This is a genomic window from Marinobacter vulgaris, from assembly GCF_003344045.1.
Taxonomy (GTDB): Bacteria; Pseudomonadota; Gammaproteobacteria; order Pseudomonadales; family Oleiphilaceae; genus Marinobacter; species Marinobacter vulgaris.
This window is the reverse complement of record NZ_QFWX01000002.1, coordinates 58,893-81,356: the sequence shown is the minus strand read 5'-3', so window position 1 is coordinate 81,356 and position 22,464 is coordinate 58,893. Positions and strand designations below refer to the sequence as shown.

20 protein-coding genes, 1 tRNA gene and 1 pseudogene are annotated in these 22,464 nt (G+C 59.1%); 12 read left to right on the top strand and 10 right to left on the bottom strand.

Going from position 1 to position 22,464, the window contains the following annotated elements:
- Positions 1-14 precede the first annotated feature (14 nt).
- Positions 15-221 (top strand): annotated as a pseudogene (locus tag DIT71_RS03660) (transposase domain-containing protein); the annotation flags it as partial.
- Positions 222-541: 320 nt separating this feature from the next.
- Here DIT71_RS03660 and DIT71_RS03655 read toward each other — a convergent pair.
- The 6 genes from DIT71_RS03655 to DIT71_RS03630 all read right to left on the bottom strand — a co-directional run bounded on the left by DIT71_RS03655 (position 542) and on the right by DIT71_RS03630 (position 7,082).
- Positions 542-618: transfer RNA gene (locus tag DIT71_RS03655), tRNA-Arg, on the bottom strand.
- A gap of 103 nt (positions 619-721) precedes the next feature.
- Complete coding sequence (locus DIT71_RS03650; protein WP_114611862.1) at positions 722-2,566, bottom strand: protein kinase domain-containing protein; 1,845 nt, start codon at positions 2,564-2,566, stop codon at positions 722-724.
- 9 nt (positions 2,567-2,575) lie between these two features.
- Entirely contained in the window at positions 2,576-4,180 is a 1,605-nt protein-coding gene (locus DIT71_RS03645) for a dihydrolipoyllysine-residue acetyltransferase (RefSeq protein WP_114611861.1), read from the bottom strand.
- A gap of 26 nt (positions 4,181-4,206) precedes the next feature.
- Positions 4,207-5,184 carry an alpha-ketoacid dehydrogenase subunit beta gene (locus DIT71_RS03640; protein ID WP_114611860.1) on the bottom strand — a complete coding sequence of 326 codons (978 nt, stop codon included), beginning with the start codon at positions 5,182-5,184 and terminating at the stop codon, positions 4,207-4,209.
- A 1-nt stretch (position 5,185) separates the two neighbouring features.
- Complete coding sequence (locus tag DIT71_RS03635) at positions 5,186-6,370, bottom strand: thiamine pyrophosphate-dependent dehydrogenase E1 component subunit alpha (RefSeq protein ID WP_114611859.1); 1,185 nt, start codon at positions 6,368-6,370, stop codon at positions 5,186-5,188.
- 169 nt (positions 6,371-6,539) lie between these two features.
- On the bottom strand, positions 6,540-7,082 hold the full coding sequence (locus DIT71_RS03630) for a YaeQ family protein (RefSeq protein WP_114611858.1): 543 nt from the start codon (positions 7,080-7,082) through the stop codon (positions 6,540-6,542).
- Between the two features lie 71 nt (positions 7,083-7,153).
- Here DIT71_RS03630 and DIT71_RS03625 point away from each other — a divergent pair, with 71 nt between their 5' ends.
- The 5 genes from DIT71_RS03625 to DIT71_RS03605 all read left to right on the top strand — a co-directional run bounded on the left by DIT71_RS03625 (position 7,154) and on the right by DIT71_RS03605 (position 10,510).
- Complete coding sequence (locus DIT71_RS03625; RefSeq protein ID WP_114611857.1) at positions 7,154-7,513, top strand: CidA/LrgA family protein; 360 nt, start codon at positions 7,154-7,156, stop codon at positions 7,511-7,513.
- Positions 7,506-8,237, top strand: a complete 732-nt coding sequence (locus DIT71_RS03620; RefSeq protein WP_114611856.1) for an LrgB family protein — start codon at positions 7,506-7,508, stop codon at positions 8,235-8,237. The genes DIT71_RS03625 and DIT71_RS03620 overlap by 8 nt, the downstream gene beginning before the upstream one ends.
- 108 nt (positions 8,238-8,345) lie before the next feature.
- Entirely contained in the window at positions 8,346-8,552 is a 207-nt protein-coding gene (locus DIT71_RS03615; RefSeq protein ID WP_114611855.1) for a bacterioferritin-associated ferredoxin, read from the top strand.
- A 116-nt stretch (positions 8,553-8,668) separates the two neighbouring features.
- Positions 8,669-9,145 (top strand): bacterioferritin, encoded by a 477-nt coding sequence (gene bfr / locus DIT71_RS03610; RefSeq protein WP_114611854.1) that lies wholly within the window; start codon positions 8,669-8,671, stop codon positions 9,143-9,145.
- A gap of 12 nt (positions 9,146-9,157) precedes the next feature.
- Complete coding sequence (locus tag DIT71_RS03605) at positions 9,158-10,510, top strand: phosphohexomutase domain-containing protein (RefSeq protein WP_114611853.1); 1,353 nt, start codon at positions 9,158-9,160, stop codon at positions 10,508-10,510.
- Positions 10,511-10,656: 146 nt separating this feature from the next.
- On the opposite strand, the gene DIT71_RS03600 is transcribed toward DIT71_RS03605, so the two are convergent.
- Together DIT71_RS03600 and DIT71_RS03595 are read right to left on the bottom strand one after the other, a co-directional pair.
- Positions 10,657-11,808: a phospholipase A gene (locus DIT71_RS03600; RefSeq protein WP_114611852.1), complete on the bottom strand. Its 1,152-nt coding sequence runs from the start codon at positions 11,806-11,808 to the stop codon at positions 10,657-10,659.
- Positions 11,809-11,818: 10 nt separating this feature from the next.
- Positions 11,819-12,157 (bottom strand): hypothetical protein, encoded by a 339-nt coding sequence (locus DIT71_RS03595; protein ID WP_114611851.1) that lies wholly within the window; start codon positions 12,155-12,157, stop codon positions 11,819-11,821.
- A 194-nt stretch (positions 12,158-12,351) separates the two neighbouring features.
- Between DIT71_RS03595 and DIT71_RS03590 the strand changes: the two genes are divergently transcribed.
- The gene (locus DIT71_RS03590; RefSeq protein ID WP_114611850.1) at positions 12,352-12,762 is read left to right on the top strand and encodes a c-type cytochrome; all 411 of its coding nucleotides are present in this window, start codon (positions 12,352-12,354) and stop codon (positions 12,760-12,762) included.
- Positions 12,763-12,833: 71 nt separating this feature from the next.
- On the opposite strand, the gene rep is transcribed toward DIT71_RS03590, so the two are convergent.
- Complete coding sequence (gene rep / locus DIT71_RS03585) at positions 12,834-14,852, bottom strand: DNA helicase Rep (protein ID WP_114611849.1); 2,019 nt, start codon at positions 14,850-14,852, stop codon at positions 12,834-12,836.
- A gap of 143 nt (positions 14,853-14,995) precedes the next feature.
- Here rep and DIT71_RS03580 point away from each other — a divergent pair, with 143 nt between their 5' ends.
- From DIT71_RS03580 to gshA, 3 genes are all read left to right on the top strand, one after another.
- The gene (locus DIT71_RS03580) at positions 14,996-16,732 is read left to right on the top strand and encodes a GGDEF domain-containing response regulator (RefSeq protein ID WP_114611848.1); all 1,737 of its coding nucleotides are present in this window, start codon (positions 14,996-14,998) and stop codon (positions 16,730-16,732) included.
- Positions 16,733-16,779: 47 nt separating this feature from the next.
- Positions 16,780-19,122: a Tex family protein gene (locus DIT71_RS03575; RefSeq protein WP_114611847.1), complete on the top strand. Its 2,343-nt coding sequence runs from the start codon at positions 16,780-16,782 to the stop codon at positions 19,120-19,122.
- A gap of 68 nt (positions 19,123-19,190) precedes the next feature.
- Entirely contained in the window at positions 19,191-20,744 is a 1,554-nt protein-coding gene (gene gshA / locus DIT71_RS03570; RefSeq protein WP_114611846.1) for a glutamate--cysteine ligase, read from the top strand.
- Positions 20,745-20,772: 28 nt separating this feature from the next.
- On the opposite strand, the gene DIT71_RS03565 is transcribed toward gshA, so the two are convergent.
- Positions 20,773-21,210, bottom strand: a complete 438-nt coding sequence (locus DIT71_RS03565) for a flagellar basal body-associated FliL family protein (RefSeq protein WP_114611845.1) — start codon at positions 21,208-21,210, stop codon at positions 20,773-20,775.
- Between the two features lie 141 nt (positions 21,211-21,351).
- Here DIT71_RS03565 and DIT71_RS03560 point away from each other — a divergent pair, with 141 nt between their 5' ends.
- Positions 21,352-21,879, top strand: a complete 528-nt coding sequence (locus DIT71_RS03560; RefSeq protein WP_114611844.1) for a disulfide bond formation protein B — start codon at positions 21,352-21,354, stop codon at positions 21,877-21,879.
- Positions 21,880-21,971: 92 nt separating this feature from the next.
- A complete protein-coding gene (gene rsd / locus DIT71_RS03555) occupies positions 21,972-22,454 on the top strand; it encodes a sigma D regulator (RefSeq protein WP_114611843.1) in 483 nt (160 codons plus the stop codon).
- The last annotated feature ends 10 nt before the right edge of the window (positions 22,455-22,464 follow it).

Genomic DNA, 22,464 nt, shown 5'->3' with positions numbered 1-22,464 from the left:
GAATTCAGCATAACAAGAACAACTGGCTGTTCGCAGGATCGCTACGCAATGGTCAGCGTTCTGTGGCTTTGATGACACTGATCCAGTCAGCCAAGCTGAACAGGCATGACCCCTATGCTTATCTGAAGGATATACTGGCAGCCCTGCCGATCCAGAAGAACAATGCCATTGACGGGCTATTGCCTGACACCTGGAAGCTGACTTTAGCCGGCCAGGCCTGATGATCGTAATGCCAAGGTTGCTGGCCAAGTTTCTTCCCGAATGCTGTCTTCCGAGACTTGGAAACTAAAACACACATTTTGCAGCAACTATTGATCTTGAGTTTGCGGGAATGATTCAAAAACATATCCCTGATGAATCTCTCATCCGAAATACGGTTAAAGGCAATCATAGACGGCACGAAAGCTGGTACCTGGGAACGGAGTGTTCGAGCCGGGGAGGTTGGGAGGTGGTGTTTAATGAGCGTCGGGCAACCCTGTTGGGCTTTGGACACAGGAAAATAAAAAAGGGCCTACGTTTTGACGTAAGCCCTTGAAAAATATGGCCCGCCCGAGAGGATTCGAACCTCTGACCTCCGCCTCCGGAGGGCGGCGCTCTATCCAGCTGAGCTACGGGCGGGTGTCGGAATCAACGCCGTGGCATCAATTTCGAGTGCGCAATCTTACGTGTGATGGGGTGTTCTGTCCAGTCCTGTTGCCGCGGGTTTAACCTGCCAGGGCATTCAGGCGGGATCGGCTTCGGCTCTGGGGTTTCTGGGGTAGTAGCGTTCGGGAAGGCGTTCTATGTGAGGGAAGAAGCGGGTGTCCTTGTAGGGCATTTTCATGAAGCCGGAAACGCCCAGGCCGGTGATCCTGTCTACTGAGGAAAGGATTTCCTCGAGCAGGCGGGAGAATTCGCCTTCCCGCTCGGGGTCCAGCAGTCGGTAGTGGCTGTGGATCTTGAGATGGCGGGGCAGAGCCTCGAAGATGATCATGCCGGTGTGGTGGATATCGTTGAGGGATTCCAGCGCGCTGATGATGGTTTGCGGCAGCACCAGGAATTCTTCCGGGTCGGGGCCGTCCTCGAAGTAGGAATGCACCCTTGATTCGTCTTCTACCTCCGGCGCTGCGCTGACCTCGTAGCGCAGTCGCATGCCGGGTTCGGTGACGAACGGCTGGTCCGGCTCGTCGCGGTCGATGTGCAGGGTGTTGCGGGCGTTGAACAGGCAGCTCTTGAAAATGCCCTGGCGGTAGATGGCCTGGGCCAGGTGCACCATGTTGTTGACGGCCCGGGTAAAGGCGGTCTTGAGAGCGGGGTCGTGCAGGTTCAGCGACGTATCAATATAGACGCCGTCGCTCTCCCAGCGCACGGCGAGGCCGCCTTCAACCGGGTATCGCCCGAGCCGGCTGACAGCGGCCAGGAATGCCTTCTCCGTCTCGCCCATGCCCTGCATGAAGTTCTTGTAGTAGCGGTCCAGCTGAACATCGTTGACGTCATTGAGGGTTTCCGGGGCCCCTTCCTGTCGCAGGAAGGATTTGCGTGAGCTGTACACCACGGTATCGATCTCGTGATCCGAGGCCCGTGTCCAGACCGGTACCAACGGGTTTGGCGGAGGCTCCGGCAGATCGATCATCACTGTGCGGGCCATTCGGGGCATTTCACTCAAATAGTAGTCACCAGCTTGCCGGCGCTTCTCCGGGTCCGGGGACAGCATGCCATCGAGCATGCGGGCGAATTCCATGGGCAAGCCTAGAGAGGTGGCGGGAATCGCCTGGTGCCCGAAGCGGCACGACTGGCCGGAAGCCAGCGCGTAGAGAGTTCCTGCCGCGCCCTGTTCATCGAAACGCGGGGACGACAGGCCACCGTTGAGCTGCTCCTCGCCAATGAAATAGACATCGCCCAGCCGTGCGTTGGTCTGCTGCAGGTTGTCGGACATCAGTTCCATGACATTGGTGGTGAGGAACTGCTGGTTGGCGTCGAGCTGCGCGAACACCGACGAGCCCCAGTCGATAAGGGCGATGTTCTCGGTGCTGGCGTCGAACACCAGGTTGGATGGCTTGATGTCGCCATGCACGATAGGGCGCCCGGCAGGGCCGTTCTCGCGGCGCAGGTTGCGCAGAATGTCGCCAAGCTGGTCAGCGATTCGCATTACCAACCGGGGTTTCAGGCGACCCTCGCGCAGGGAGACTTCCTCCAGGTTAAGGCCGGCTGCCCGTTCCATCACCAGGATGGGCTGGTTGTGCGCCCGTTGATAGGCAATCAGCCGGGGTACCCTGGGATGCCGGACCTGTTCGAGGATGTAGGCTTCGTCCTCCAGGCGGTCCTGCAGGTGCTGGGGCAGGTTGATGCGGGTGAACTTGAAGACGTGCTCGGGGCCGGTGTGGTCCGGGCTTGGCAGGCGGCCTGCGAACACGAAGCCGTAGGCGCCCTTGCCGATCAGTTCGATGTCGAGGTAACCCAGTTGGCGGAGCTGGGCGGCGCACAGCGCTACCCAGTCCTTGAGCTTCTTGGCATCGTCATGGCTGAGCAGATAGATCGACTGCTCTTCAGGTATGTAGAACTGCTGAAGCTGTGTCTTCTGCGCCATGATGCCCTGTCAGCCCAGATGCAGCAGCATTGATTGCGGCGATTCCAGATAACCCTTCCAGCGATTGCAGAAACGCGCAATGGTGCCGCCATCGATGATGCGGTGGTCACCCGCCCAGCTTACGGTCATGATGGCTCGTTCCACCACCTGGCCATTGGCATCGAAGCGTGGCAGTTTCTGGGTACGGCCGAGAGCCACAATCGCCACTTCTGGCGCATTGATGATGGGCGAGGCGTAGGTGCCGCCCAGTGCGCCAATGTTGGAGATGGTGATGGTGCCGCCCTTGAGGTCCTCCTGGCTCACCCGGCCAGAGCGGGCTGCTTCGGTCAGGCGCGCCACTTCGTCGGCAATGCCCAGCAGGGTCAGACTCTCAACGCTCTTGACGTTGGGGACCATCAGCCCCGCCTTGCCATCCACCGCCATGCCGATATTGCAGTTGGGCAGATAATGAATCTCCGTAACGTCGTCGTTGACGCGGCTGTTGAGTACCGGGAACTCCTGAACCGCCAGGGCCATGGCCTTCATGACGAAGGGCATCAGTGTCAGCCGCGAGCTTCTGGCTTCGGCTTCCGGTTTGAGCTGCTCCCGCAGTTTCAGCAGGTCCGTAACGTCGATGTCTTCGCTGTAGATGAAGTGGGGGATCGTCGTTGCCGACTTGACCATGCTGCGGGCCATTGCCGCTTTCATGCCCTTGATCGGTTCGATCCGGACTTCCTGCTCACGCTCCGGCATGCGGCCTCCGCGGCCCCGGCTTGCTGGCTGCGATTCATCCGTGCCTTCCTGGCTCTGTGACGGCGCGGTTGGCTTGTCCAGGTGTGCCAGCACATCGGCCTTCAGCACCCGGCCATCCTTGCCGGAACCGGCGATATCCGTCAGGTTCAGATTATGCTCCCGTACCAGGCGGCGCACAGCGGGGCTGGCAGGAATCCGCTGCCGGGTTCCTGTCGAAACGGGTTTGGCGGTGGCCGCTGAGGGTTCCGGTGCCGGCTTCGATGCAGCTTTTGCCTCGGTGGGCTCGTCACGGTCGCGGGGAACAAACGCAAACAGCGGAGAATGCACCCGGGCCATCTCCTGCTGCTTGTGGTAAAGCCTGGTGACGCGGCCTGCCTTGGGCGCGGTAATTTCGACCATGGCCTTATCGGTCATGACATCGACCACGGGCTGGTCTTCCTCGATCTCGTCACCTTCGGCCACACGCCATTCCACCACCTCGCATTCGACGATGCCTTCGCCGATATCGGGGAGGATAAAGTCTTCGGTTTCATCGTCATTGACCGTGGTGGTGCCGGAGGTTTCCTGCACAGGCTCTGCTTCGTTCGTGGTAGCTCCTGCTTCTTTCGGTGGTGTTTGAGGCGCTGCGTCCTGGTCACTGTCGTCGCCGTCTTCCACCAACTCGAACAGCGGAGCGTGGACCTTCGCGATGTCGCCTTCCTTGTGATAGAGGCGGGTCACCCGGCCTTTATAGGGCGCCGGGATTTCCACCAGGGCCTTGTCGGTCATCACCTCGGCAACCGGCTGGTCCTCTTCGATGACATCCCCTTCGCTGACCAGCCATTTGACCAGTTCGCACTCCACGATACCTTCGCCGATATCGGGCAGTATAAAATCACTCATGATTGCTCTCCTGTCCTGATATCAACCTAGAATTCCACGCTCGACCTGATGGCCTCATAGACCTTCAGGTGATTGGGCAGGTGCTCTTTTTCCAGCACCAGAGGGAAGGGTGTGTCCATCCCGGTCACCCGTGCGATCGGGGACTCCAGGTACAGGAAGCAGCGCTCCTGTATCGTCGCCGCAATCTCACCGGCGAAGCCGCCGGTCAGCGGGGCTTCGTGGGTAACCACCAGCCGCCCGGTCTTGAACACCGAGTTGGCCACGGTTTCCACATCCCACGGCAGGATGGTTCTCAGGTCGATGACTTCACAGGAAACGCCTTCTTTTTCCGCCATCTCGACGGCGTGTTCAATCACTTCCATCTGTGCGCCCCAGCCCAGCACGGTTATATCCGTGCCTTCCTTGAGCACTTCGGCTTCTCCCAGGGGCAGGCGGTAGTCTTCGTCCGGCACCTCGCCCACTGAGGCGCGATAGAGCCGTTTGGGCTCAAAGAACAGGGTCGGGTTCTGATCGTGGATGGCAGCCAGCAACAGGCCCTTGGCCTGATGGGGGTTGCGCGGGACTACAACTTTCAGGCCCGGTGTATGGGCAAAGTAGGCCTCGGGCGATTGCGAGTGATAGAGCCCGCCGGCGATACCGCCGCCGTAGGGGGCGCGAATGGTCAGCCCGCCCACATTGAACAGGTTGCCCGAGCGGTAGCGGAACTTGGCCGACTCGTTCACGATCTGGTCAAAGGCCGGGAAGATGTAATCGGCAAACTGTATCTCGGCGACCGGCACCGAACCCTGAGCCGCGAGGCCGTTGGCAAAGCCGATGATGCCTTGCTCCACCAGTGGCGTGTTGAAGCAGCGGGCCTTGCCGTATTTCTGTTGCAGGTTGCTGGTGGCCCGGAAAACGCCACCAAAAACGCCCACGTCCTCACCGAAACACAGCACGCGCTCGTTGGCGGCCATGGCGGTATCGAGGGCGTTGTTGATGGCCTGAAGCATATTCATCTGTGTCATATCAGAGCCCTCCCTTGGCGTGTTCGGCGCTCTTGGGATAGGCGTCCGGATGCCGGCGGATGTGAGACTTGAGGCTGTCGAACTGTTCGGCCAGGGCTGGCGGCACCTCGTCGTAGACATCGCTGACCAGGGTATCCAGCGCCGGTGGCGGGCGCTTTTGTGCCCGCTTCATGGTTTCCAGAACCTCGCGGCGCATGTTTTCCTGCAGCTGTTTCTCGTCATCCTCGCTCCACCACTTCTTGCTCTCGAGCCAGAGGCGCATCCGCAGGATGGGATCTTTTTCACGCCACACGGCTTCTTCGTCCTTGCTGCGGTAGCCGGATGGGTCATCGGAGGAAGAGTGCGCAGCCAGGCGATAGGTCATGGTTTCAATCAGCACCGGGCGATTGTGTTCTACCGCCAGGGTGCGTGCCGCTCTGGTGGCTTCGTGGACAGCCAGGATGTCGTTGCCATCCACCCGGATCACATCCATCTTGTAACCGTAGGCGCGGGGCGCAACACCATCGGCGGCAAACTGTTCGGCGGCCGGTGTGGAGATGGCGTAGCCGTTGTTGCGACAGAGGAAAATCACCGGAACCCGGTGCACGGCCGCCATGTTCAGGGCAGCGTGAAAGTCCCCTTCCGAGGCGGCACCTTCGCCGAAATAGGTAATGGTGCAGTGGCCGTCGCCGGCCAGTTTCTGGCCGTAGGCATAACCGGTGGCCTGGGGGATCTGGGTGGCCAAAGGCGATGAGATAGTCATGTAGTTCAGCTTGCTGGAACCATAGTGAACCGGCATCTGGCGGCCTTTGCCGTAGTCCAGTTCATTGCCGAACAGCTGGTTCATGAACTCATCGATGGTGAAGCCGCGATAGGCCAGTGCACCCTGCTCACGGTACTGCGCCATGATCATGTCGGCGTCGTCCAGTGCGGCGGCACTGCCGACCACGGCAGCTTCCTCGCCGGTGCACTGCATGTAGAAGCTCAGACGCCCCTGGCGCTGGGCGGCAAGCATGCGTTCATCGAGAATTCGGGTGGTAACCATCGCGCGATATATGCGCAGGGCTTTGTCTTTATCGAGGTCAGGGGCCTTGGCACCCTTGTAGAGGGAACCGTCCTGCTTCAGTAGTTTGAAGGTGGGAATCCGGAATTCCGCACCATCGGTAAATACCGGGGAATAAACAACTCTGGCTTTTGTTGTTGTCATAATCCTCTTCCTGGGGTAGTGGCCTGAGGAACAAAACACCCCTTGTGAGGGTGTCGGTGTTTTATGAGTATAGCCAAACTGACGGAACCTGGTGCGGCTCCGGCCAGCGTCGACCAGAGTTTACCTTAACGTAAACTGTATCGTTCTGGTAGACCCGGGTGGTGGATTTTTATTCAGGATGGAGGAGCTCGGGCGTCAGGCTGACGAGGGCTTGCTCGTTGCCGATATTCACGGTTCCGTCCTGGATGGTGCACTGCAGGTTCATGCCGCGTTCCGCCAGGTCGGCAAGGGGCTCGGTGGCTTCCGGTGGCAGGTTGACGATGGTGAGGTTGCTGAAGCGGGCCAGTTTGCCCCGGTGTTTTTCCCACCACAGGGGCACGGCACGACCGCCATAGGTATACAGGATAACCTGGTCCGCACGGTTGCAGGCCTTGCGCAGACGGCTCTCGTCCGGCAGGCCGAGCTCGATCCACAGTTCGATCTCGTCGCTCAGGCTTTTCTGCCACAGGTCCGGCTCGTCATCCGTGCTGATGCCCTTGGTGAATTCCAGGCTTTCACTGGCGTTCAGTATGAAGGCCAGCAGGCGTATCATCATGCGCTCGTCAGTCTCCGACGGATGGCGGGCGAGGGTGAGGTGGTGGTCAGCATAGTAGTGCCTGTCCATGTCAGCGATATTGAGCGTCGCCTTGAAGATGGTTGCCTTGAGAGCCATTGGGCTTCCTGTTTTGATTGGCCGGACGGGGCACCAGTGTAAATCAAATATCCAGCAGAGAAACAACAGCCATGTCGATGTTGAACGGTTTTCTGGTTTTGACGGGGTTCTTTATTGCCGGTGAGGCCCTCAGGGTATTGCTGGCGTTGCCGGTGAGTGGCGGCGTTATCGGAATGATCCTGCTCACCCTGTTGCTGATGCTCAAGGGGTCCATCAGCGACAGCCTTGCGGGGTCAAGCCAGGCGCTGATATCGGTACTGGTGTTGCTGATCATGCCGGGAGTGGTGGGTGTGTTTTTTGTGGCCGACGAGTTTGCGGGGCAATGGCTGGCGATTGGCGCCGCGCTGGCCGTGGGCACCTTGCTGAGTGTCCTCACCACGCTGTGGCTGATGCAGCGTTTCAGCGGTCCGGAGGGTGGCGGCCATGAGTGAATTGTCCGGCCGTTTTCAGGAATTACTGGGCCTGCTTTCCTCCAGCCCGGCGTTGGCGATTGTTCTGACACTGGGGGCCTTTTTTGCCGGTAATCGCCTTTTCAGGCTACTGAAGCAGCCGCTGTGGCTTCCGCCCATCCTGATGTCTGCCATGCTGGTCAGCGGCATGATTGTCATTCTGAAGATCGATTACGCCGAATATCGTGAAGGCTCCCGGTGGCTATCAGTTCTGCTGGGTCCGGCCACGGTGGCGCTGGGTGTGCCGCTGTACCAGCAGATGCACCACATCCGGGCGCTGTGGCGGCCTATACTGTTTACGTTGCCGGTCGCGGCCACGCTGGCTGCTGTTTACGCCGTGGTGATTGCTGCCTCGCTGGGGGCGTCAACGGAAGTGCTGGCCTCCCTGGCACCGAAGTCGGTGACGGCACCCATAGCGATCGGCATTACCGAGCAGCTCGGTGGCTCTGTGTCGCTGATGATGGGCGGGCTACTGATTACCGGGATGCTGGCGACGCTGTTTGTCGACTTCACCGCCCGCTGGCTCACCATCACCGATCCCCGCATCCTCGGTTTTGCCCTGGGGTTGAATGGCCATGCCATTGGCACGGCAAGGGCGTTTGAAATAGGCCCCACCGCAGGCGCCTTTGCTTCCCTGGGCATGGGCCTGACCGGTATTTTTACCGCCTTTATCCTGCCGTTGGCGTTCCGCTTGACGAGCATGTGAAAAAAGCTGGTGCAATTAACTGCACAAAAAACACTCGCAGGGCTTGCAAAGCCGCATGCAAATGACAATAATTATCAGTACTTTTCATTGGCCCTGTGAGCGACTCCCATGTACGTATGTCTTTGCCATGGTGTGACAGACAGAGAAATCCGCGAAGCCGCCGACAGCGGTGTCAGTTCCATGCGCCAGCTTGGCAAAGAGCTTGGCGTCGGCACCCAGTGTGGCCGCTGCGCCTGCAGTGCGCGTCAAATACTGCGTGAGAGCCGAACCCCGGATTATCTGGCCATGGCCAATATGCTTGCGCAGCCAGCCTGAAGCGCGACGCGTCACCCTGCTTTCCATTTGCGACCTCTTTACAGGTGGGATTTTTTATCGCGTCTAAACGGTCTATCCTATTGGATTAAAGCATTCATTAAAGAAGGATCAGGGTCATGAAAGGCGACAAAAAAGTCATCCAGTATCTCAACAAGGCGCTTGCCAGCGAGCTGACCGCCATCAATCAGTACTTCCTGCATGCCCGTATGTACAAGGACTGGGGTGTCACCAAGCTGGCGGAAAAAGAGTACGAAGAGTCAATCGATGAGATGAAGCACGCTGATCAGCTGATTGAGCGTATTCTGTTTCTCGAGGGGTTGCCCAACCTCCAGGACTTGAACAAGTTGCTGATTGGCGAGAACGTGGAGGAGATGCTCCACTGCGACCTGAAACTTGAGCAGGCGGGCCACGCGGAGTATGTGGAGGCGGTCGCATACTGCGACGAGATAAAGGATTACGGCTCAAGGGAGCTGTTCAGGCGTATCCTGGAGAGCGAAGAAGAACACATCGACTGGCTTGAAACCCAACTGGAAATGATTTCCCAGATGGGTATCCAGAACTACATACAGCTCCAGTCCTCTGGAGGGGAGTAAGCCAAGGTGACAATGGATCTGTCCTGCTTTAAAGCCTATGACCTTCGCGGCCGCGTGCCGGACCAGCTCAACCCGCAGCTGGCCGAGCGTATTGGCCGCGCCTATGTGGAAGTGACCGGAGCGAAACGGGTGATCGTCGGGTACGACATCCGCCTTTCCAGCCCTGAAATTGCCGATGCCCTGAGCTCTGGCCTGATGGCGGCCGGCGCCGACGTCTTTGATATTGGCCTGTGCGGTACCGAGATGGTCTACTTCGCCACCAGCCATTACAAGATGGATGGTGGCATCATGGTCACCGCCAGCCATAACCCCCGTGACCACAACGGTATGAAAATGGTCGGCCCGGACTCGCGCCCGATCAGCTCCGATAATGGCCTCAACGACATCCGCGACCGCGTGCCGGAGCCCTTTGCCGACGCGCCGGAACAGGGCCGCTACGAGCCGTGGGAAGTTACCACCGCCTACATCGATCATCTGCTGGGCTATGTGGATGCCGGGTCGCTCAAGCCAAAGACCATCGTGGTCAACGCGGGCAATGGCGGTGCGGGACTGATCATCGACGAACTGGAGCAGCACCTGCCGTTTGATTTCGTGAAGGTGCACCACGAGGCCGACGGCCACTTCCCCCACGGTGTTCCCAACCCCATCCTCGAAGAAAACCGTGCCGTCACCTCGGAGGCAGTCATCGAGTACGGCGCTGCAATGGGCATTGCCTGGGATGGCGATTACGACCGCTGCTTTTTCTTTGACGAAAATGGTCGCTTTATCGAAGGCTACTACATCGTGGGCCTGCTGGCGGACCAGTTCCTCCGCAAGACCGGCGGCGGCAAGGTCATTCACGACCCCAGGCTGACCTGGAACACCATCGACCTGGTCAAGGCTGCCGGCGGCGAAGCCATCGAAAGCAAAACCGGCCACGCCTTCATCAAACAACGCATGCGCGACGAAGACGCCGTGTACGGTGGCGAAATGAGCGCCCACCACTACTTCCGCGACTTCGCCTACTGCGACAGTGGCATGATCCCCTGGCTGCTGGTGGCTGAACGCCTGTGCCAGTCCGGCCAGACGTTATCGTCCCTCATCGACGCCCGCATCGAAGCCTACCCGGCCAGCGGCGAAATCAACCGCACCATCGCCGACCCGCCCAAGGTCATCGCCGCCATCGAGGCCAAATACAGTGTGGGCGCTAAAAGCATCTCCCACGTCGACGGCGCAAGCATCGAATTCGACGACTGGCGCTTCAACCTCCGCATGTCCAATACCGAACCGGTGGTTCGCCTGAACGTGGAGTCGAGGGGTGATATTCCGCTGATGAAGGAAAAAACGGCAGAGCTGCTGGCGGAGATGGAGCGATTGAACAAGTAAGGCTGCCATAAAATTACGGGGTCAATTAGGCGGATAGTGGTGCCAGAAACTGTGCGGAGCCAGGGATGGCGGAGCCCAAGCGTACAGGGACGTATTTACAGCGTGTTTCTGGCACCACTATCCGCCTGATTGGCCTTGCACCAAAATCAAAGCCAGTCGTTCAGCATTATTCCGATACCAATCCGCTGAATCCGCTGATTGTAATCAATCAGACTCTCCCCGTACCCGTTGAAATACTGGACATAGCCCTTGATCGTACTCCCCAGGGGAAAGCTGTAGCCCAGCTCGACTGAGGTCCTGTTATTGTCGGAACGTAAATTGTTCTGCAGCGTCAGTGACAGCGTGCGGTCCTCACTCCACTTGTAGACGGCCCTGTAATCAGCGTGGCCCACATACCGCTCGATATCCTCGTTGTCATCCTCACTGTCCGGCAACCGATACCAGGGTTGCACCATGAACAGCCAGCGGTCATAGCTGTAATTGGCAGAGCCAACAATCCGGTTCCAGCTGCGGGAACGGGGCTCGGACTGGCCGTTGGACGCATGGTTCAGGCCCAGCGTGACGCCATTGATGGTGCCCGGGCCGATGTCATAGTCCAGGGCATATCGCAGGAAGAGCTCCGGTTCGAAATTGGTTTCACGGAACGGTGCGGAATCCTCCGTGTTATAAACCTGCCAGAACGACTTCTGGGTATAGCCGAACCAGAGCGTGGTGCGGTTATCAAGCCAGCCGGTGAGTAGCGGCACCTTGAAACTGATCTGGTATTTGGCCTCCTGGTTGTCGATGCCATGATCGTACCGGGTGGTGCCCAGCCTTGGGCTGTCAGGTGTGCGGTTGGCATTTCTCATATAGCTGAATGGCAGAATGTACATCGGGCGGTGGCCAACAAAACCGCCGGAAAACGAAAAAATGGCGCTCTCCGCAGCCACCTCGCGGTTCACAAGTGCTGAAGCCACCCCGGAACCTTCATCGTCGCCCATGGTATCCAGCTCCTCAACGGTCTCGTCGCCATCTTTTGCGTCGGCCAGTTCCTCATATTCCAGCGTTTCGGCCGAATCCGCGACGGCCCTGATCTCCTCCTCCGTTGCCTGCTCCCGGGCTGCTTGGGGGCTGTTGATGGCATCGTAGCAGGCCAGTCGCTGGACGCCGTCCCTGATTAACGCGCAGTCCTGTGGCGACAGATCGTCAAAACCCGCTTCTGTTGGTGGCTGTGGTTCTGCGGCAGTGGCCGATACCGCGCCAAGGCAGACAATTAGACCGGTGGCTTTTACGGACCCTGGGCTGAAAATGGTTGGCATTGCAATGTCCCTATGCGTTGGAGAGGCTGATCCATGTATTGGCGATGCCATAGGCCCAGACGCCAAGCAGGGTCATCACCAGCAGTAAAAAAACAATCTTGTGACGGGTTCTTCGCTCCGCGGCCGCAGCGACCACCCAGCGTAAATACATCAGACCGATGAAGCTGATAAACACCGCCAGACTGGCAGCGGCAGGAATCAGTAGCCACGCCGGGCTGAGTTCGGCGCCGCTTTCGGTGCGGCTGGAAAACCATGCCATGGAGACCAGCAGCACGGCCAGCGCGGAAAACTCGGTGATCAGCAGAGGTTTGCGCCATGGATGGGCTTGCGATTGATTCGCGTCAGGCATAAATTCCGACCTTCGGAGTCCGTTTTGTGTATGGTACCCCTAATAGACGGGCAGGGCCTTCTGACTTACGAAATGGCAACGAAACCGATTGAATCGGGACGTTCATTTTGCACTTTGGTTTTTTTGCCCCGCCGCAGTCGCTATAATGCGACCACTGATTATTATAACGCCCAATTGCGAGGTGCATTGTGAAGATGAAGAGAGTCCTGGCTGCCGTATTGCTTGGCTTCGGCCTGACAACAGGTGCCGTAATGGCCAATGTTGAAGATGAAATCCGCGCTCGTATCGCCCCGGTTGGCGATGTTTGTGTGCAGGGTGAGGACTGTGGGCAGGAAGCCGCGCCGGCTGAAACCGCCAGCTCTGGACCTCGTGCCGGTAATGAGGTCTACGACGCTGCCTGTGCTGCCTGCCATGCTTCCGGTGCTGCGGGCGCGCCGATCATGGGCGATGCGGGTGCCTGGGAAGGTCGTGTCGATAAGGGGCTGGAAACACTGGTGAGCCACGCCATTAACGGCTTCAACGCCATGCCGGCCAAGGGTGGTTGCTCCAGCTGCTCTGATGAAGAAATTCAGGTGGCCGTCGAATATATGGTTGATCAGCTGTAACAAGCTAGCGTTACGTCCACTGATTCGAAAAGCCCCGCACTGCGGGGCTTTTCCGTGACAGCCTGTGGATTTCAGCTCCCCAGGTCTCCCAGTAGTGCGCTCAGGGTAGCCTTGCCCCTCTTCTGATTGGCCTCCACGTCCAGGTCGCCGGTACCCTCCCAGCGCAGGTCGTCTTCCGGCAGCTCATCCAGAAACCGGCTGGGGATGGTCTCCAGCTTTTCGCCATACTGCTTGCGCTGGGCGGCGTAGGTAAGCGTCAGGGTTTCCCGCGCCCGGGTAATGCCGACGTACATCAAGCGCCGTTCCTCTTCGATATTACCCTCTTCGATGCTGGAGCGGTGCGGCAGAATTTCCTCCTCAAGGCCCATGATGAATACGTGGGGAAATTCCAGACCCTTGGAGGCGTGCAGGGTCAGCAGCTGGACCTTGTCGCTGTCGTCTTCCTCTTCCCGTTGCTCCATCATGTCTCTCAAGATCAGGCGGCTGATGGCATCTTCGATGCTCATCTCGTCGGCGGTGCCCTTGCCGTCGTCCAGCATGCGCTGGATCGACTCCACCAGATACCAGATGTTCTCCATCCGCCGTTCCGCCTGTTTCGGCGAGCCGGAGTGAAGGTGCAGCCATTCCTCGTATTCAATGTCGGTGAACAGCTGTTTGATCACCGGAATTGGTTCTTCCCCGAGCAGGCGACCGCAGGTGCTGTCCACCCAGTGGGCGAAGCGGCGGAGGCGGTCCAGCCCCTTTTCGGTGACATGGGTTTCAGCGCCCATGTCACCGAGTGCCCGGAACAGGCTGACATTGCGAGAGCGGGCATAATGGCTCAGTTGTTCCAGGGTGCGGGGCCCGATCTCCCGCCGCGGCACGTTTACCACCCGCAGGAACGCAGCATTGTCATCCGGGTTTACCAGCAGGCGCAGATAGGACATGGCGTCCTTGATCTCGTTCTTGGAAAAAAACGACTGCCCCCCCGAGATACGGTAAGGAATCTGGTAGGCCTGAAGCTTCATTTCCAGCAGGCGCGCCTGGTGGTTGCCCCGGTAAAGCACCGCGAAATCCCGGAAGGCCTGACCTTTTTTGAGTTTCTGGTCGAGGATCTCCGTGGCCACCCGTTCGGCTTCCGCATCCTCATTACGACAGCGCACGATGCGCAGCTCATCCCCGGTAGTGTGGTCGCTCCAGAGGGCTTTTTCGAACACGTGGGGGTTGTTGGCAATGACCGTGTTGGCGCAGCGCAGGATGCGGACGGTAGAGCGGTAGTTCTGCTCCAGCTTGACGATCTTGAGGCTGGGGAAGTCTTCTTTCAGCTGCGCCAGATTCTCAGGCCGGGCCCCGCGCCAGGCGTAGATGGACTGGTCGTCATCGCCCACCACGGTGAAGGCGGCGCGCTCCGCCACCAACAGCTTCACCAGCTCGTATTGGCATACGTTGGTGTCCTGGTATTCATCCACCAGCATGTAGCGAATTTTCCGGCGCCATTTCTGCAGCACCTCGGGATTGTCCCGGAATAATTGCACCGGCAGCAGGATCAGGTCATCGAAATCGACCGCGTTGTAGGCCTTGAGGTATTCGTTGTAATAGCGGTAGATAATGGCAATGCGTTGTTCGCGCTCGTCCGCCGCCCGGCTCCAGGCGTCCTGGGGGCTGCGCATGGCGTTCTTCCAGGATGAAATGGTCATCTGCACGTCGGATAGCTCGTCACCGGCATCTGCACTGGCCTCGCGCATCATCAGGTCCTGCAGCAGGGCCTTGGCGTCTTCCGCGTCAAAAATGGAGAAGCCGGGGTGATAGCCCAGGTGCTCGTGCTCCTCGCGAATCATGTTCAGCCCGAGGTTATGGAAGGTGGAGACAATCAGGCCCCGGGTCAGTTTACGATCCACCAGGCGCCCGACACGCTCTTTCATCTCCCGCGCGGCCTTGTTGGTAAAGGTGAGCGCGGCAATATGTCGCCCCGGAATACCCAGGTGCTCGATCAGATAGGCAACCTTGCGGGTGATTACGCTGGTCTTGCCGCTGCCGGCACCGGCCAGTACCAGCATGGGGCCATCCGCATAGCGGACGGCTTCACTCTGTCGGGGATTGAGCATGTTCACAATAGGGGCGCCAAATCGGGATTTTGTGGGTAAACTCGGGACGCCGTTATTCTACACCAGCTGGACTTCCTGTACCTTGGGGATCTATTGGCTATTCTTGAGGGAACACAGATGTTTGCTCACCAGCAACGGGATGCTTGTTGATGACCCTGGCAGTAAAATCGTTTGATCCCGGTCGTGTGCGCGTTCTGGTACTGACTCCCGAGTACTCGGATTTTTTGTGGCTGGGTGCGTTGCTGGCAGGTGACGGGGAGATGGACCCGGACCTGACCTGGTGCCCGGACCTGATCGACTGTGACGACCTGATTCGCAACACCCATTTTGACGTCATCCTTTGGGACTGTGTGCTGCATGGTGGTTCCGAGGCTGCGTTCCTGCAGTATTTGTCGGCGTCCAGCAATGAAAAGCCGGTGCTGGCCCTGAGTGCCGAGTTACCGGCCGAGCGGGCGGCAGAGCTGTTTTCCAGCGGTGCTGCGGATTATCTCTCCCGTCAGGAGCTCGACGCCTGGAGCCTGCGCAGGGCGGTGCGGTGCTTATGGTACCGGCAACAGCTGTCAGAATATGCCCACGGTCAGCTGGGCAGAGAAGTCGCCAGCGGGTTTATCAATCGCGACCTGTTTTTTGATCGCCTGCAACAGGCACTGCTAAGGGCAGAGCGAGCCAGTCAGCGGCTGGCCCTGCTGCACATCAACCTTGATGACTTCCGCAGCTTTAACGAGTCCTTTGGCTATCAGAAAAGCGACCAGATCATGCTCAAGCTGGCGGAGCGCCTGCGCCTGAGCCTGCGGCGAATGGATTCACTGATGCGGATCGGTGGCGATGAGTTCGCCATTATCGTTGAGAAAGTGGAAGACTCCCTGGATATCACCCAGATTATCCGCAAGCTGGTGACGGCTATCGGCGAGCCCCTGAGCATTGACGGCCAGAGTGTGGTGGTCAGCGCCAGCCTTGGTGTTGCCACCTATCCCGAAGCCGGGGAAAGCCCGGAGAACCTGATGCGCAGAGCCAACCGCGCCATGTTCGAGGCCAAGCGTGATCCCGGCACCAGCTACCGCTTTTACGATCGCCAGCTGCACATTACCGCCGGATACCAGCTGCGTCTGGAGGCGGATCTTCGCAGTGCCCTGCGGGGCAATGAACTGGAAGTGTATTACCAGCCGCGCATTGACCTGGCCTCCGAAGAAGTGCGGGGAGTGGAGTGCCTGCTGAGGTGGAATCACCCGGAACGGGGACTGGTGGGCCCGGACGAGTTTATTCCCGTGGCTGAACGCAGCGGGCTAATCGTGCCTATCGGCTACTGGGTTATTGAACAGGCCTGCAAGCGCCTGCAGGAGTCCGCGGAGCTGGGGCATCCCGGGTTGGTGTTTGCGGTGAACCTTTCCTTCCGTCAGTTTCACGACCGTAAAATGACCGAAACCATCTTCCGCATCATTTTCAATGCCAATGTGGATACCAGCCTGTTGGAGCTGGAGCTCACCGAAAGCGCCATGATGCATGATCCCGAATACGCCCAGCGGTGTCTGCGGGAGCTCAATCAGCTGGGTATCAGTTTTGCCCTTGATGATTTTGGAACCGGCTTCTCTTCGCTCAGCAATCTCCAGCATCTGCCAATCTCTCTGGTCAAAATCGACAAGTCCTTCGTTCAGGAACTGGGACACTCGGCGGACGCAGAACACATCATCAGGGCCATTATCAGCCTGGCCCACAGCCTGCAGATCAGTGTGGTTGCAGAGGGTGTGGAAACCGAAGGGCAGCTGGATTTTTTACGCCAGCACCACTGCGACGAAATCCAGGGTTACTACTACGCCCGGCCCATGCCCTGGAGCGATCTTGTTCAATTCCTGGACAACCGTAGCCGCCCTGCTTGCCTGCGGCAGTAAGCCGCTGTACCTTTGCGCTTTGAATCGTAAGCATCAGATGAGGTTGCATGAACAGTATCATCAGGCGCATTGCTGACGAACTGGGTGTTCGTGAGCAGCAGGTCAGTGCCACCGTGGAAATGCTGGACGGCGGCGCCACCGTCCCCTTTATTGCCCGCTACCGCAAGGAAGTCACCGGTTCTTTGGATGACAATCAGTTGCGTGCCCTGGAAGATCGCCTGCGGTATCTGCGGGAACTGGACGACCGTCGCGCCACCATCCTCAACAGTATCGAGGAGCAGGGCAAGCTGACCGATGAACTGCGTGCCAGCATCGATGCTGCGGATACCAAGAACCGCCTGGAAGACCTCTACCTGCCGTACAAGCCCAAGCGGCGCACCAAGGCCCAGATTGCCCGGGAAGCGGGGCTGGAACCCCTGGCTGATGCACTGTACGACGACCCCACGCTGGAACCGGAGGCAACGGCCGAAGGCTACCTGAACGCGGAGGCCGGCATTGCCGACACCAAGGCTGCCCTCGATGGTGCCCGCTACATTCTCATGGAGCGGTTTGCAGAGGATGCCGAGCTGCTGGGTGAACTGCGTGACTTCATCTGGCAGCAGGGTCAGCTCAAGGTCACCGTGGTGGCCGGCAAGGAAAACGAAGGCGCCAAGTTCCGCGACTACTTTGACCATGTCGAGCCACTGAAAAAAGTACCGTCTCACCGCGCCCTGGCGATCCTTCGCGGCCGCAATGAAGGGGTGCTGACCTATACCATTGTGGTGGGTGATCCCGAAGACGACCGCCGCCAGCCGCATCCCGCCGAGCAGCGCATTGCCGCCCGCTGGAAAATTCGCGATAACGGCCGCGCCGCTGACCGCTGGCTGTCGGAGGTGGTGCGCTGGACCTGGCGGGTAAAGCTGTCTACCCAGATTGAAACCGATCTGATGGCGCAGGTGCGCGAAGCCGCGGAGACCGAGGCCATCAACGTGTTCGCTGCCAACCTGAAGGATCTTCTGCTGTTGGCGCCCGCCGGCCCACGCCCGACGCTGGGCCTGGATCCTGGCCTGAGAACCGGTGTGAAAGTCGCTATTATCGATGGTACCGGCCAGGTAGTGGGCCATGGTGGAATCTTCCCCCATGCGCCACGCAACCAGTGGGATCAGTCCATAGAGCAGCTGGCAACCTGGTGCCGCCAGTACAGCATTGAACTGATCGCCATCGGTAACGGCACCGCATCGCGGGAAACGGACAAGCTCGTGGCGGATCTGTGCAAGCGTTACCCGGAACTGAAGCTGGCGCGCATTGTGGTCAGCGAGTCCGGTGCCTCCATCTACTCCGCCTCCGAGTTCGCTTCCCGCGAGCTGCCGGACCTGGATGTGACCATCCGTGGCGCGGTCTCCATTGCCCGCCGTCTGCAGGATCCGCTGGCAGAAATGGTCAAGATTGAGCCCAAGTCCATTGGCGTGGGGCAGTATCAGCACGACGTGTCACAGGTGCAGCTGGCCCGCAGCCTGGACGCGGTGGTGGAAGACTGTGTTAACGGGGTCGGTGTGGATCTCAATACCGCATCCATCCCGCTGTTGGCGCGAGTGTCCGGGTTGAGTCAGAGCATTGCCAATAACATTGTCGACTTCCGTAACCAGAACGGCGTATTCCGTAACCGCAGGCAGTTGCTCAAAGTGTCGCGTCTCGGTGAGCGGACCTTCGAGCAGGCGGCGGGGTTCCTGCGCATTGCCAGTGGCGACAACCCCCTGGACCGTTCCTCGGTTCACCCGGAAGCCTACGGCGTGGTCGAGGCCATTGCCCGCAAGAACAGCCGCAAGGTTGAGGGCATCATTGGTGATGCCGCCTTCCTGCGCGCATTGAATCCTCAGGACTATGTGACCGAGCAGTTTGGTCTGCCCACTATTAAGGATATTATTAGCGAACTGGAGAAACCGGGCCGGGATCCGCGTCCGGAATTCCGTTTTGCCAGTTTCGAAGAGGGCGTGGAAACCCTCAACGACCTGAAGCCGGGCATGGTGCTCGAAGGCTCCGTCACCAACGTCACCAATTTCGGCGCGTTTGTGGATATCGGCGTTCACCAGGACGGGCTGGTGCATATTTCGGCGCTGTCGAATACCTTCGTAAAAGACCCCCGGGAAGTGGTCAAGGCGGGGGATATCGTTAAGGTCAAGGTGATGGACGTGGACATTCCCAGAAAGCGGATTGCCCTTTCCATGCGTATGGATGATCAGCCCGGCGACACCTCAGGCAATCGCGCCGGCTCCGTCGGCAACCGTAAGGACGCTGGCGTCAGGCCAGCCGCCAGGAACGAGGCCCAGAAAGGCCAGGAGAGTCCGCAAAAAGGGGCCATGGCCGGAGCTCTGGCGCAGGCGCTGGCATCGGCGCGCAAAGACGGCCGTTAACCGGCGCCTTCACACACTATCGCAGTGACCGCCGGAAGCGCCGGCGGTCACCCAAGCAGGAGTCATTCATGGGTGAATCCCGCCATCAGCTTTTTCAGCAGTTCACGGCCAGCCAGTGGACAGGCTTCAGAAAGGGCGTGGAAAAAGAGGGCCTGCGGGTCGATCGCAATGGCTTTATCGCCCAGACCCCGCACCCGAGCTCTCTGGGTTCTGCACTTACTCACCCGCGCATAACCACGGACTATTCTGAAGCCCTTCTGGAGCTGATCACCCCGGTGTTCGACACGACCCGTGGCATGCTGGACTCCCTGCGGGACATTCACCGGTTCGTTCAACATAACCTGGGGGACGAGGTGTTCTGGGCGACCAGCATGCCCTGTGAGCTGGAGGGCGACGAGAGCATTCCCATTGCCGAATACGGGACCGCCAATATAGGGCGCCTCAAGCATGTTTACCGTCAGGGGCTGGCGGTGCGCTACGGCCGCATGATGCAGAGCATCGCTGGCGCCCATTACAACCTGTCGTTACCGGACAGCTTCTGGAACCTCTGGCAGCAGGCGGTCGGCGATCAACAAAGCCTTCAGGACTTCAAGTCGGACCAGTACTTCTGGCTGATTCGCAATTTCCGGCGGCGCAGCTGGCTGCTGATGCTGCTGTTCGGAGCATCGCCGGCACTGGATGCCAGCTTTGTGGCAGGAGTGCGCCATGATCTGTCCAGGTTCAGCGAGGATACCTGGTACGGCAGGCACGCCACGTCACTACGTATGGGGGATCTGGGTTATCACAACAATGCCCAGGCCTCGCTGAACATCTGTTTCAATGAACTGAAGACCTACACAGACACCCTGTTCCGGGCGATTCACACGCCCTGGCCGCCCTACGAAGAGATCGGTATCCAGCGTGATGGCCAGTTCATTCAGATCAACACCAGTGTGCTGCAGATCGAGAATGAGTATTACAGCGCGGTGCGGCCCAAGCGGACGACCGAGCCGCAGGAAAAGCCGATCCAGGCTCTGGAATCCCGTGGCGTGGAGTACATCGAAGTGCGTTGCCTGGACCTGGACCCGTTTTCACCGGTCGGGGTCAACGAAAGCCAGATCGATTTCCTCGACCTGTTTCTGATGGACTGCCTGCTGTCTGACAGCCCCCGTATTGACGATGAAGAGTGTGACCGCCTGGACGATAACTACCAGGACGTGGTGTCCAGGGGGCGGGATCCAAAGCTGACCCTGTGCCGCGCCGGTGAGTCGGTTACTGTGGATGACGCCGCCGCGGCTTTGCTGGACAGGCTGGAGCCGTTGGCGGAGCAGTTGGATGGCTGGAACGGCGACAATACCTACCGCAGCGCTTTGGCTGATCAGCGGGCGAAATTGGCGGACCCGCTTCAGGTGCCCTCGGCACGGGTGCTGGACGCTATGGAGCGCGCCGGCATGGGGCATCGCGAGTGGGGGCTGGAGATGTCCCGACGCCACCAGCAGACGTTGCGGGACGAAGGCCTGCCGGATGAGTTGATGGCGGCGTTCGAAAAAATGAGCGAGGAATCACTCGCAGAGCAGGCCGCCATGGAGCAGAGTGACGATCAGCCTTTTGACGAATTCCTTGAACAGTACCGGCGCTCCTGAAGTGACGCGTCCGGTTCTGGCCAAGTGGTTATTTCTGCACGACGAACTCGGTAAATAACACGCCGGTGATACTCTCGCCGGTTTGTTGCTCCTCCAGCACCGCATTGATCCTGCTGGCGGCTTCCTCTCGCAGAGCCTGCTGGCCTTTGTTCCCGGACAGCCCCTGGGTATCCGTCTGCTCGCCGAACAGCATGACCAGTTCGTGGCGGAGCCTGGGCATGTGGGCCTCCACCGCCGGACGCGTGGTCTCCCTGGATGCCCGCAGGGTAACAGCGGCTTTGAGGTAGGTCAGTCTGGTGCCCGGTTCCCCGACATGGGTCACGAACGGAGGCTCCATGGCGATATAGTCGGTTATTCCCGGCTCTTGCTGCTGTTCCTGCTCTGCTTCTTCCTCGTCCTGGGCAAAGGCGGCAGGTGCCAGGGTTATCAGCAATGCCAGCAGCAGGTGCTTTGGCTTAAGTGTCATAGGCTTGAAGTTCGTATTGGTTTAAGGTTAAGTGGCTGGGCGCCCGCAAGCACTGCCAACGCTGGGAGCATAGCAGGGTCGATGCAGGGTTGCAGCATCTGGTGGTTCCGCCGCCCTGGCGGGATAAACTTCCTGAATTGAATGTTGATCAGAGGTACGCATTTGAATTCCAGAGCCGTTTTTTTCCTGATATTCCTGCTTTGTGCTGGTCTGCTTGCGGTGGCCTTTTACATGGAACACTTTATGGGGCTGGAGCCGTGCCCGCTATGCTGGCTGCAGCGTTTCGGCTTCATGGCCGCCGGCCTGGTCAGCCTGTTGGCGGTGCTGCATGGACCCCGGGGCTTTGGTGTCAGGGTTTACGGCTTTTTGCTGGCGGTTAGTGCCGCAGCCGGTCTCGGGGTCGCGGGACGACAGCTCTGGCTGCAGAGCCTGCCCGCTGACCAGGTTCCGGCCTGCGGCCCGTCGGTAGACTACATGCTGGATGTGCTGCCCTGGACGGAGGTGCTGACCACCGCTCTCAGGGGCACTGGCGACTGTGCCGAGGTGACCTGGCGTTTCCTCGGACTCAGTATTCCGGGATGGACCGCCGTCTTTTTTACGCTGCTGGTGATCGTCGGGCTGGTCATGCTGTTCCGGCCCCGGAAAAAGTCAAGCTGGATACAGGGCTGAAACGGTTGCGGCGAACCGTCAGCATGGGGTAACTTGAGACTCGACCGAACAAGAAGAATCACATCAGAACCCGGTAACCGGAGATAGACCTAATGTTGGATAATTGCCGTAATGCCAGGGAGCGTTGGGGTGGTGTCAGCGAGCTGATTGACCGCTGGCTGAAGGAGAGGCAGGAGCTACTGGTGCACTATTGCGATTTGTCCGGCACCACGGATTTCTCGCAGACAGAGGCACTGCACGCGAAGTTCGTCAGGCTCTGTGAGGTGCTGGTAGATTATGTATCGGCAGGGCACTTCGAGATCTACGAACAGTTGATACAGGAAGCCAGGGAGTTCAATGATGGCGGCCTGGAACTGGTGGCGAGGCTGTATCCGAAGATTGAACTGACCACGGAAACAGCGCTCAACTTCAACGATCGTCTTAACGGTCAGTCGCTGACCGAAGACGAAGTTCGTGAGTTGTTTGCGCAGCTCTCGGAACTCGGGGAAACGCTGGAAAGTCGCTTCGAGATGGAAGATTTCCTGATCGAGCATCTGCACAATGCGCATGCAGAAAAAGTCATGTCCTCAGCCTGAACGGCAGGCT

What these genes read in the sequence shown, in the direction of transcription:
- DIT71_RS03635 (WP_114611859.1), bottom strand. Translation starts at nt 6,370, where the DNA reads ATGACAACAACAAAAGCCAGAGTTGTTTATTCCCCGGTATTTACCGAT.
- DIT71_RS03615 (WP_114611855.1), top strand. Translation starts at nt 8,346, where the DNA reads ATGTACGTATGTCTTTGCCATGGTGTGACAGACAGAGAAATCCGCGAA.
- DIT71_RS03595 (WP_114611851.1), bottom strand. Translation starts at nt 12,157, where the DNA reads ATGCCTGACGCGAATCAATCGCAAGCCCATCCATGGCGCAAACCTCTG.
- DIT71_RS03560 (WP_114611844.1), top strand. Translation starts at nt 21,352, where the DNA reads ATGTTGATCAGAGGTACGCATTTGAATTCCAGAGCCGTTTTTTTCCTG.
- DIT71_RS03650 (WP_114611862.1), bottom strand. Translation starts at nt 2,566, where the DNA reads ATGGCGCAGAAGACACAGCTTCAGCAGTTCTACATACCTGAAGAGCAG.
- rsd (WP_114611843.1), top strand. Translation starts at nt 21,972, where the DNA reads ATGTTGGATAATTGCCGTAATGCCAGGGAGCGTTGGGGTGGTGTCAGC.
- DIT71_RS03640 (WP_114611860.1), bottom strand. Translation starts at nt 5,184, where the DNA reads ATGACACAGATGAATATGCTTCAGGCCATCAACAACGCCCTCGATACC.
- DIT71_RS03590 (WP_114611850.1), top strand. Translation starts at nt 12,352, where the DNA reads ATGAAGAGAGTCCTGGCTGCCGTATTGCTTGGCTTCGGCCTGACAACA.
- DIT71_RS03630 (WP_114611858.1), bottom strand. Translation starts at nt 7,082, where the DNA reads ATGGCTCTCAAGGCAACCATCTTCAAGGCGACGCTCAATATCGCTGAC.
- DIT71_RS03600 (WP_114611852.1), bottom strand. Translation starts at nt 11,808, where the DNA reads ATGCCAACCATTTTCAGCCCAGGGTCCGTAAAAGCCACCGGTCTAATT.
- DIT71_RS03575 (WP_114611847.1), top strand. Translation starts at nt 16,780, where the DNA reads ATGAACAGTATCATCAGGCGCATTGCTGACGAACTGGGTGTTCGTGAG.
- DIT71_RS03620 (WP_114611856.1), top strand. Translation starts at nt 7,506, where the DNA reads ATGAGTGAATTGTCCGGCCGTTTTCAGGAATTACTGGGCCTGCTTTCC.
- DIT71_RS03580 (WP_114611848.1), top strand. Translation starts at nt 14,996, where the DNA reads ATGACCCTGGCAGTAAAATCGTTTGATCCCGGTCGTGTGCGCGTTCTG.
- DIT71_RS03625 (WP_114611857.1), top strand. Translation starts at nt 7,154, where the DNA reads ATGTCGATGTTGAACGGTTTTCTGGTTTTGACGGGGTTCTTTATTGCC.
- bfr (WP_114611854.1), top strand. Translation starts at nt 8,669, where the DNA reads ATGAAAGGCGACAAAAAAGTCATCCAGTATCTCAACAAGGCGCTTGCC.
- DIT71_RS03565 (WP_114611845.1), bottom strand. Translation starts at nt 21,210, where the DNA reads ATGACACTTAAGCCAAAGCACCTGCTGCTGGCATTGCTGATAACCCTG.
- gshA (WP_114611846.1), top strand. Translation starts at nt 19,191, where the DNA reads ATGGGTGAATCCCGCCATCAGCTTTTTCAGCAGTTCACGGCCAGCCAG.
- DIT71_RS03645 (WP_114611861.1), bottom strand. Translation starts at nt 4,180, where the DNA reads ATGAGTGATTTTATACTGCCCGATATCGGCGAAGGTATCGTGGAGTGC.
- DIT71_RS03605 (WP_114611853.1), top strand. Translation starts at nt 9,158, where the DNA reads ATGGATCTGTCCTGCTTTAAAGCCTATGACCTTCGCGGCCGCGTGCCG.